The following is a 9508-nucleotide window of genomic DNA, read 5'->3' on the forward strand; positions in this document are numbered from 1 at the left end:
TCTTGCCGGCGCCGTCGATGCGGAAGGTGTGCACCATACCGCCCAACGGGATCTTGTCGAAGCCGTTGCTGAAGGCAAGGCCGGCCGCACCCAGCGCACCGTACGGATCGCCCGGATCCAGGCCGGCGGCGACCGGCAGGCCGATCCAGCCACCGATGCCCGAGAACACCGCCACGTACTGGTGGCCGTTGGCCTTGTAGGCGATCGGGTTGCCGATGATGCCCGAGGGCAGCTTGGTCTCCCACAGCTTCTTGCCGGTGTCCTTGTCCACCGCGCGGAACCAGCCGTCCAGCGTGCCGTAGAACACCAGCCCGCCATCGGTGACCAGGGTGCCGCTCCACACCGGGAACTTCTCCTTGATCTCCCACTTGGACTTGCCTTCGACCACGTCGAACGCCTTGACGATGCCCAACGCGCCCGGCTCGTTCGGCTTCATCAACACGTTGGCGAACACGTACGGCAGGCCCATCATGGTGTTGCCGCGCTCCTGCGGGTCCAGCTCCATGTGCCAATTGTTGGTGCCGCAGAAGAACACCGCCGAATTGGACGGGTCCACCGAGCACGGCTGCTGGTCCTTGCCGCCCATCGCCGCCGGGAACGCCTCGACCTTGCGGCCGCGTTCCAGCGGCGAGTGCGCCGCGACCTTGACCGGGCGCCCGGTCTTCATGTCGATGCGCTCGGCCCAGTTGGCCGGCACGAACTTGTTGGCGCGCAGCAGGGTGCCGTCGCGGCGGTCCAGCACATAGGCGAAGCCGTTGCGGTCGAACTGCACGACCGACGGCACCTGCTTGCCGTCGATGGTCAGGTCGACCAGGATCGGCTCGTTGACGCCGTCGTAGTCCCATTGGTCGAACGGGGTCTTCTGGTAGCCCCACACCGCCTCGCCGGTGTCGATCTTGCGCGCGAACAGGGTCATCGACCACTTGTTGTCGTACTCGCCGGTGTCGCATTCCTTCTGCGTGGTCTTGCCGCAGCGGTACGACGGGCTCCACAGGCCCGGATTGCCGGTACCGTAGTAGACCAGCTTGAGTTTCGGGTCGTAGCTGTACCAGCCCCACGCCGCGCCGCCGCCGCGCTTCCAGCCTTCGTCGGGATAGGTCTTCTGGCCGAGGTCGCCGAGCTGGCCGTGCTGCGGATTGGCCTTGTTGAAGTCCGGGCCGAGGCAGATGTCCTTGTCGGTGCCGGTGGCCTCGCAGGACCAGGCCTGCTTGCCGTCGGCCAGCGCGTACGCGGCCACGCGCCCGCGCACGCCGAACTCGTTGCCGCTGATGCCGGCCACGACCTTGCCGTCGGCGATGATCGGGGCCATGGTGATGGTCTCGCCCTTCTCGGGATAGGCGAGCTTCTGCTTCCACACTTCCTTGCCGGTCTTGGCATCGAGCGCGATCACGTCGCCGCTGAGGCTGCCGAACACCACCTTGCCGTCGGCGTAGGACGCGCCACGGTTGACCGTGTCGCAGCAGGCCACCGCCACCGCGCGCTCGTCCTGCTGCGGGGTGTACTTCCACAGCACCTTGCCGGCGTCTTCCTGCGACAGGTCGATCGCGAACACGTTGTTCGGATAGGCGCTGACCATGTACATGGTGCCGCCCACCACCAACGGCTGGCCTTCATGGCCGCGGGTGGCGTCGGTCTTCATCTCCCACGACATCTTCAGGTTCTTGACGTTGTCGCGGTTGATCTCGGCCAGCGGGCTGTGCCGGGTCAGGCCGAAGTCGCGGCCGATGCCGCCCCAGTTGTCCGGGTTGGCGGCATTGCTGGCGAACTCGCTGTCGGTATCGGCGACCGCGGCCGGCGCGGCGGCCGGCGGCTGCTGTGCGGCGGCCGGTGCGGCCGGCGCCGAAGCCTCTTCCTGCTTCTTGCAACCCGCCAATGCCAGCGCAGTGGCCAGCGCGAGCAGCGTACAAGCCTGGGTACGACGTGAATGACTGTGCATCGTTCTACTCCCCTCGTTGAAGAGCCGCGTCACTTCACCTATCGGCGTGTGCCACGGAACCTGAAGCGTGGGTATATGCGAGCAACGTCCATGCCATCGCGGCGCTGCGATGCAACATCCCTTGAGGTACGGATCAGGACGCCGGTTGTCGTCGCGGAGACGCCCACCAGCGCGGTCGAAGGCGTCTCGGAAACGTGACACTTTGTGCCACATGGTTGCATCGGCCGTGGCGCAGTGTGAGCACATGTGCCGGTGGCACACCCTGCGCCATCGCTGCGCTTGCCACACTGGCGCACACGGATGACCACGGCGGGGCGCGCGACGGGGAGTGCGCATCCGGCACGCCTGCACCGATCTCGCCAAGGAGGGTGCGGCGCGCGGCGGCGGTCAGCCGCCGCGCAGCAGTCAGTGCGACTGCGGCCCGACGCGGTCCTGCCACCACGCCAGCAGCGCGGCGCAATCGGCGAAATGCAGGTCGGCCAGCGCCGGCCAGGGATTGTCCGGATGCAGTAGCACGGTGGTGGCGCCGGCATGGCGCCCGCACTGCAGGTCGTAGGCGTGGTCGCCGACCATCGCCAGTGCCTGCGGCGCCACGCCCCAGTGCTCGGCCAACTGCAGCAGGCCGCCGGGATGCGGCTTGGGCGGCGCCTCGTCGCGACCGAGGATGGTGACGTCCTCGAACAGGTCGTCGACCTCGATCTCTTCCAGGGTCAGCTGCGCCAGCTCGCGCGCGTTGCGGGTGAGCACCGCCAGCCGGCAATCGGCCGCGTACAGGGTGCGCAGCAGCGCCGGCGCGCCGTTGGCCGCGGTGGCCTCCTGAGCAAGCACGCGCTCGTGCTCCAGCAGCCAGGCGTGCTTGCTGGCGCGCTGCGCATCCGGCAGCGCCGCCAGGTGCTGCAGGATGTCGGCCTGCGGCGGGATCTGCAGTTCGCGGCGGATCAGCGCGAAATCGTGCACGGCGCGGGTCAGGGTGCCGTCCATGTCGAACACCCAGTGGCGCACCTGGCACAGCGCCTCGGCCGGCGGTGGCATGGCGGCATGCATCGCGCTCAATCCCAGCCCGGCATCTGCGCGCCGTCCAGGCCGCCGGTCTCGAACACCGCGGTGCGGGTGCCGCCGGCCTTCACCGGGAAGGTGATCTGCAGCACCGTGGTCTTGCGCGCCAGCTTCCACAGCGCCTTGTCGTCGCTGATGAACATGGCGATGGCCTCGTCGGTCTTGGGCCGCCAGGCCGCGGCCGCGTGCGGCGGCGCGTCGTCGGCCTTCAGTTCCACCTTGCAGCCGCCGGCGCAGCGGAAATCGCCGGACTGCAGCACCAGGTAGGCGCTGCGCTTCCATTCCGGATGGTCGCGGAACACCAGTTGCACCGGCTTGGGCCCGCTGCCGTCCACATCGACCTTGTCGCGGCTGTACAGCATCGCCGAGCGCTGCACGCCCTTGCCGGCCGGCACCTGCGAGTACTGCCAGGCCGCCTGCATGCGCCGCAGCTCGCGCGCCGCTTCGCCCTTGGCCTTGACCTCGGCGTAGCCGGGCTGGATGCGTTCGGCCGCGTCCGAGCCGGGGTACTGCTGCAGCAGCGCCGCGCCGTGGATCCGGGCCAGGTCCCAGTTGCCCGACTTCACCGCGGCGTCGTACTGCTTGGCCAGGTCGTCGGCCGCCTGCGCCTTGGCCTGCGCTTCGGCCGCGGCCTGCGCCTTGCGCTCGGCCTCGTGATCGCCGCAAGCGGCCAGGGCGACGGCGCACAGCGCGCCGAGCAGGATGCGTTTCATCGTGGGGTTCCTCGTTGGATCAGGGTGTCGATGGCCTGCGCGACCTCGGCGGGCTTCTCGACGATGGACATGTGGCCGCTGCCGTCCAGCAGCACCTGGATCGCCTGCGGCAGGCGTTGCGCGTACAGCGCCAGCGCGCTGGCGTCGATCACCGCGTCCTGCACGCAGTTCAGCAGCAGCGCCGGCTGGCGGATGTGCGCGGCTTCCTCGAACGGCAGGAACGCCTCCTCGCCGCGGCCGATGCGCGCCAGCACCTGCTGCTCGAAATCGGCCTCGCGGCGACGCCAGGCCACCACCGCCGGCACCGCCCAGCGCGGGATGCGCGGCTTGGCGCGCTCGAGCAGGAACACGGTGTCGATGTAGCGCTGCAGCGATGCGGCATCGTGCACCGCGAACGGATTGTGCCCGTCCAGCACCGCCTGGCCGAAGACGTTGTCGGCGAAGCGCACGCCGGCGGCGTTGAACAGGCCGACCCGGTCGAACACCGCCGGATGGCGCGCCGCGGCCAGCGCCGCGATACCGCCTCCCATCGAATGCCCGAGCAGCACGCATTCGCTGCCCGCACGGCGCGCGCACTGCATGGCGAACGCGGCCACGCGCTCGGCCTGCGCCACAAAGCCGTAGTCCTGCCCGGCGATGCGCTGGCTCTCGGCCCAGCCGGGCAGATCCGGGATCACCAGGTGATAGCGCGTGCCCAGCGCGCGCGCCAGCGGCAGCCAGTTCTCCTTGCTGCCGGTGAAGCCATGCACCAGCAGCAGGGTCGGCGCGGCGGGATCGGCCGCGGCGCGCACCAGATAGGTCCAGGTGTGCCCGGCGACCTGCGACTGGCGCCGCCGCAGCCCGCTGCCGCGACGCTGGCGCAGGCTCTCCAGGCGCACCAGCAGGAACGGATCGCGCGCCACCAGCAGCGCCCCGATCGGCATCGCCACGAGCGCCACGCACAGCAGCGACACCAGCAACGCCAGGGCGCCAGCCAGCAGCAGCATCATCATCAAGACCAGGGTCGCCATCACCATGGGGACACCGCAGCGCGCAGGCCAGTCATGCGCTCACGCCACCACGTCGGCTTCGCCGAGATGGAGGGCCAGCCACACGGTCGGCTGCCCGGGATCGGTGAAGGTCACCCAATGCGGCGTATCGGCCGGGATGAACAGATGGTCGCCCGGCGCCAGCGCGACCTCGCACTCGCACTCGCACAGCGCCACCCGCGCGCTGCCGCGCAGCAGCAGGACCCATTCGTCGTGCGCCTGCAGGTAGGGCGCATCCTGCGGCGTGGTCTGCCCGTGCGAGACGATGCGCTCGACGCGGCAACCGGAGCGCCGCAGCAGTTCGGTGAAGATTTCGCCACCGCGGGCATCGGGCAGCGCGGCCAGCAGGGAACCGGACAGTGGATGCGCGTCGCTCATCTCAGCAGCGCCTCGACACGCGCAGGTGATTCCGCTCGCATCGGCATCGGCACTGTCCTGCCGTGGCGATGGCTCTTGCAGCGGAGAGCAGGGAGGCGGTGGCGAACGGGGTCATGCGCGCATGGACCGGGGACCATCGGGACTGCCGAGGATATCGCGAATGCGTGGCAACGGGTCGCTGCGCGCGAGCAGCGGCATGTGTGGAATTCGTTAACGCCGCACTGGGCAGACGCGCGTCGTGCAGGACGCGCAGGCGACGCCGCGCACGAGCATCTGGCGCAACCTGCGCGCACCGAACTGCTGCAGCGATCGCCGCTTCCGCATGGCGCGCCCGCCGCACCATGCAGGCCTTGCAAACGCACACGGCGCCGGGATCGCTCCCGGCGCCGTGTGCGCGGTCTTCAGCAGCAGGCGCGCGTCAGTGCGCGGTGTTGCCTGCCTTGGCCTTGTCCAGCATCTCCTGCACCGACACCGTGGTGATCGGGTGGTAGCCGGGCTTGGCCTTGGCGAACACCTCTTCGGCGAAGGCGAGCCCGTCCGGCGTCTTCACCAGTTCGGCGTAGATCGGCAGGATCAGCTTGCGGCGGCCGACGCGGGCGATGAACTCGCCGGCGGCCGGGCGCGCGTCCACGTAGCCGCTGCGGATCGCCAGCGGATACCAGCGCATGGCGATCTCGCCGTTGGCGGTGCCGGTGAAGTGGTAGGCGTCGTCGAGCTGCTTGAGCTGCGACGGGGTCAGCTTCTCGCCCAGGCCGCTGAGGAAGCGCGTCCACTCCTGGGTGCTCCAGGCGTCGGTCACCTGCTTGCCCGGCAACGTGCCGCTGCCGGTCCAGGCGATGCGCGCGGTGTCGACCATGGCGAAGTTGCGCGAACGCGCCTTCTGCGCGAACGCCGGAATGCCCGGCTCGTCCAGCCACGCATGCAGTTCCTGCGCGGTCACCGCATTCGGCTTCTTGGGCAGCAAGTGGGTCTTCAGGTACTCGACGAACTGGTCGGTGTTGGCGCTCTGGAACGCGTGGTCGTCGAACCAGCCGCGCAGGAACGGATCGAAGGTGTCGCGGCCGAAGCGCTGCTCCAGGAACTGCAGGAACCATGCGCCCTTGACGTAGGCGACCTGGCTCAGCGCCTCGTCCGGATCGCGCTCGGTCAGCGCCGGCAGCGCCAGCGCCTGGTCGGCCGGGCTCATGCCCTTCAGTTCGGCGAGCAGGTCGGTCTGGTCGATCTCGCGCTCCATCTCCGCCGCTTCGGGGCCGTACAACGCCTCGGTGATGCGCGCCTGCACGTAGGTGGTGAAGCCCTCGTTGAGCCAGATGTCCTTCCAGCTGGCGTTGGTCACCAGGTTGCCGGACCAGCTATGCGCCAGTTCGTGCGCGATCAGCGACACCAGCGACTTGTCGCCGACGATCACCGTCGGCGTGGCGAAGGTCAGGCGCGGATTCTCCATGCCGCCGAACGGGAACGACGGCGGCAGCACCAGCATGTCGTAGCGGCCCCAGCGGTACGGACCGTACAGCGTCTCGGCGGCCACGATCATCTTCTCGGTGTCCTCGAACTCCTTGGCCGCCTTGTCGACCATCGCCGGCTCGGCCCACACGCCCGAGCGCGCCGAGATCGGCTTGAACACCAGGTCGCCGGCGGCGATCGCCAGCAGGTAGGACGGGATCGGCTGCGGCATCTTGAAGCGGTAGTCGCCGTTGCGCACCGCCTTGGGATCGTTGTCGGCGCTCATCAGCACCATCACGTCCGGACGCGAGACCACGTGCGCGCTGTAGGTGAAACGCACGCTCGGCGTGTCCTGCAGCGGCACCCACGAACGTGCGTGGATCGCCTGCGACTGGCTGAACATGAAGGGCAGCTTCTTGCCCTCGGTCATCGACGGCTCCAGCCACTGCAGGCCCGAGGCGGTCGGCGCGGTGTGGTAGGTGATGCTGATCGTCTGCGGCTGCGTCGGCGCCTCGATGGTCAGCTTGCTGCCGTAGATCTTGTCGGCCGGCGCCAGCGCGTACTGCAGCGGCGCCTGCTGGCCCTTGCCGTCGTCGGCCTGCACCTTCTCGATGGTCAGGTCGCGCGTATCCAGCACCAGTTGCTTGGCGCTCTTGTCCTTCCAGTCCAGCGTGTAGGTGGCGGTGCCGCCGATCTGCTTGCTGTCGAAATCCAGCTTCAGATCCAGCGCCAGATCCTTGATCACGACCTTGGACGGCTCGGCGTAGGAGGTCTCGTCGTGGCTGCGGTCGGCCGGCTTGGCCGCGGCGGGTGCCGGCTTGGCGGCAGTGGCGGCCGCATCGGGCGCGGACGCTTCACGGGAACACCCGGACGCGACCATCGCGGCCAGGGACAACAACAGGAACGGGGAACGCATGGCAGTAACCGGTTCGAGGAAAACTCGCAGTCTACCGGAAGGCCGGGATTGGGGATTCGGGAGTGGGGATTCGCAACAGCGGTGCGATGCGCGCTGACGAATCCCGAATTACCACTCTCCAATCCCGGATCCACTCAGATCTTGTCGCCCGAATGGATTGCCACCATACCGCCGGCCAGGTTCTTGTGGTGGCTGCGGGCGAAGCCGGACGCTTCCATCATCCCCTTCCCCGCGTCCTGTGGCAGATGCTTGCGCCGGCACCGTCGAACCGCGCGTCGGGACTGAAGTCCCTCCCACAAGAACAGCCGCGCCGCGATCGGGCTGCAACCGATCGTCCGCTCTTGCGATTCCCCAATCCCGACTCCCGAATCCCAGCTTTCTGTGGCAGATGCTTGCACCGGCACCGCCGGACCGCGCGTCGGGACTGAAGTCCCCCCACAAAGACAGCACAGGGCCCGCGATCGGTCAGCACCGATCGCCTGCTCTTACGATTCCCGATTCCCGATTCCCGATTCCCGGCGTTCTGTGACAGATGCTTGCACCGGCACCGCCGGACCGCGCGTCGGGACTGAAGTCCCTCCCACAAGGACGACACAGCGCCGCGATCAGTCAGCACCCGATCGCCCGCCTTTGCGAATCCCCAATCCCGAATCCCCAATCCCAGCTCTAAATCCTATAGCCCGAGTGGATCGCCACGATGCCGCCGGTCAGGTTCTTATAGTGGCTGCGGGCGAAGCCGGCCTCTTCCATCATCGCCTTCAGCGCGTCCTGCGGCGGATGCTTGCGGATGCTTTCGGCCAGGTACTGGTAGCTGTCGGCGTCCTTGGCGAACAGTTGGCCCAGGCGCGGCAGCACCTTGAACGAATGGAAGTCGTACAGCGGCTTGAACCAATCGGCGGTGACTTCGGAGAACTCCAGCACCCGCGCCTGGCCGCCGACCTTGAGCACGCGGTACATCTCGCGCAGCGCGGCGTCCTTGTCGGTGACGTTGCGCAGGCCGAAGGCGATGGTCACCAGGTCGAAGCTCTGGTCCGGGAACGGCAGCGCCTCGGCGTTGCACTGCACGTAGTCCAGGCCCGCGACCAGGCCGCGGTTGGTGAGGCGGTCGCGGCCCACCGAGAGCATGCCGGCGTTGATGTCGCCCAGCACGATCTCGCCGTCGGCACCGACCCGGTCCTTCAGCAGCGCGGCGATGTCGCCGGTGCCGCCGGCCAGGTCGAGCACGCGGTCGCCCGGCTTGACCTGCGCGGTGGCGACGAAATAGCGCTTCCAGACCCGATGGATGCCCATGCTCATCAGGTCGTTCATCAGGTCGTAGTTGCCGGCGACCGAGGTGAAGACCTCGCCGACCAGCTTCTGCTTGTCCTTGGCGGCGACGTCGCGGAAGCCGAAATGGGTGGTGCCGGATTTGTAGGGGGATTCGCTCATGCCGGGATTATGGCACTGCCGGCCGCTCCGTGCCGGTGAAGCGCCGCCCGGGATGACAGCCGCCGGCCGCCTGCGCCAGACTGCCGGCCGACTCCCCTTCCCCCGGCCATCCCATGCTGACCACGCCCGACTACCGCGCCCTGCTCGACACCGCCATCGCCGAAGCCCGCCAGGGCCTGGCCGAGGGCGGCATCCCGATCGGCGCCGCCCTGTACCACCGCGACGGCCGCCTGCTCGGCTGCGGCCACAACCGCCGCGTGCAGGAAGGCGACCCGTCCGTGCATGGCGAGACCGACGCCTTCCGCAAGGCCGGCCGCCAGCGCCGCTACAAGGACACCATCATGGTCACCACCCTGGCGCCGTGCTGGTACTGCAGCGGCCTGGTACGGCAGTTCAACATCGGCACGGTGGTGGTCGGCGAATCGGTGACCTTCCAGGGCGGCATCGACTGGCTGCGCGAGAGCGGCGTGGAGGTCATCGACCTGCACAGCCAGGAATGCATCGACCTGCTCGGCAGCTTCATCGCCGCGCACCCGGACGTGTGGAACGAGGACATCGGCGAGGACTGAGCAGCCCGCCGCGCTCGGCGCACCAGGCCAGACGCCCGCCG

8 protein-coding genes and 1 pseudogene are annotated in these 9508 nt (G+C 68.8%); 1 reads left to right on the forward strand and 8 read right to left on the reverse strand.

The genetic code is table 11. The features are described from left to right. From D180_RS12740 to ubiE, 8 genes and pseudogenes are all read right to left on the reverse strand, one after another. Positions 1-1936, reverse strand: a 1936-nt coding sequence (locus D180_RS12740) for a methanol/ethanol family PQQ-dependent dehydrogenase (RefSeq protein WP_051064821.1), incomplete at its 3' end; no start/stop codon positions are given. 405 nt (positions 1937-2341) lie between these two features. Continuing rightward, positions 2342-2980, reverse strand: coding sequence for an HAD family hydrolase (locus tag D180_RS12745; RefSeq protein ID WP_017913091.1), 639 nt, complete (start codon positions 2978-2980; stop codon positions 2342-2344). 5 nt (positions 2981-2985) lie between these two features. Further along, a complete protein-coding gene (locus D180_RS12750) occupies positions 2986-3705 on the reverse strand; it encodes a hypothetical protein (protein WP_017910020.1) in 720 nt (239 codons plus the stop codon). Beyond that, the gene (locus D180_RS12755; protein WP_017913092.1) at positions 3702-4721 is read right to left on the reverse strand and encodes an alpha/beta fold hydrolase; all 1020 of its coding nucleotides are present in this window, start codon (positions 4719-4721) and stop codon (positions 3702-3704) included. Before D180_RS12755 ends, D180_RS12750 begins: the two co-directional genes overlap by 4 nt. Before the next feature lie 33 nt (positions 4722-4754). Then, positions 4755-5111: a cupin domain-containing protein gene (locus D180_RS12760; RefSeq protein WP_017913093.1), complete on the reverse strand. Its 357-nt coding sequence runs from the start codon at positions 5109-5111 to the stop codon at positions 4755-4757. 418 nt (positions 5112-5529) lie between these two features. Beyond that, on the reverse strand, positions 5530-7470 hold the full coding sequence (locus D180_RS12765) for a M1 family metallopeptidase (protein ID WP_017913094.1): 1941 nt from the start codon (positions 7468-7470) through the stop codon (positions 5530-5532). Between the two features lie 134 nt (positions 7471-7604). Next, positions 7605-7724, reverse strand: a pseudogene (locus D180_RS24570) (bifunctional demethylmenaquinone methyltransferase/2-methoxy-6-polyprenyl-1,4-benzoquinol methylase); the annotation flags it as partial. 412 nt (positions 7725-8136) lie between these two features. Then, positions 8137-8898 carry a bifunctional demethylmenaquinone methyltransferase/2-methoxy-6-polyprenyl-1,4-benzoquinol methylase UbiE gene (gene ubiE / locus D180_RS12770; RefSeq protein ID WP_017910016.1) on the reverse strand — a complete coding sequence of 254 codons (762 nt, stop codon included), beginning with the start codon at positions 8896-8898 and terminating at the stop codon, positions 8137-8139. A gap of 113 nt (positions 8899-9011) precedes the next feature. Here ubiE and D180_RS12775 point away from each other — a divergent pair, with 113 nt between their 5' ends. Then, complete coding sequence (locus tag D180_RS12775; RefSeq protein WP_017913095.1) at positions 9012-9467, forward strand: nucleoside deaminase; 456 nt, start codon at positions 9012-9014, stop codon at positions 9465-9467. Positions 9468-9508: the final 41 nt, after the last annotated feature.

Origin of the sequence: Xanthomonas sp. SHU 166 (assembly GCF_000364685.1) — a bacterium.
In the GTDB taxonomy this organism is placed as follows: Bacteria; Pseudomonadota; Gammaproteobacteria; order Xanthomonadales; family Xanthomonadaceae; genus Xanthomonas_A; species Xanthomonas_A sontii.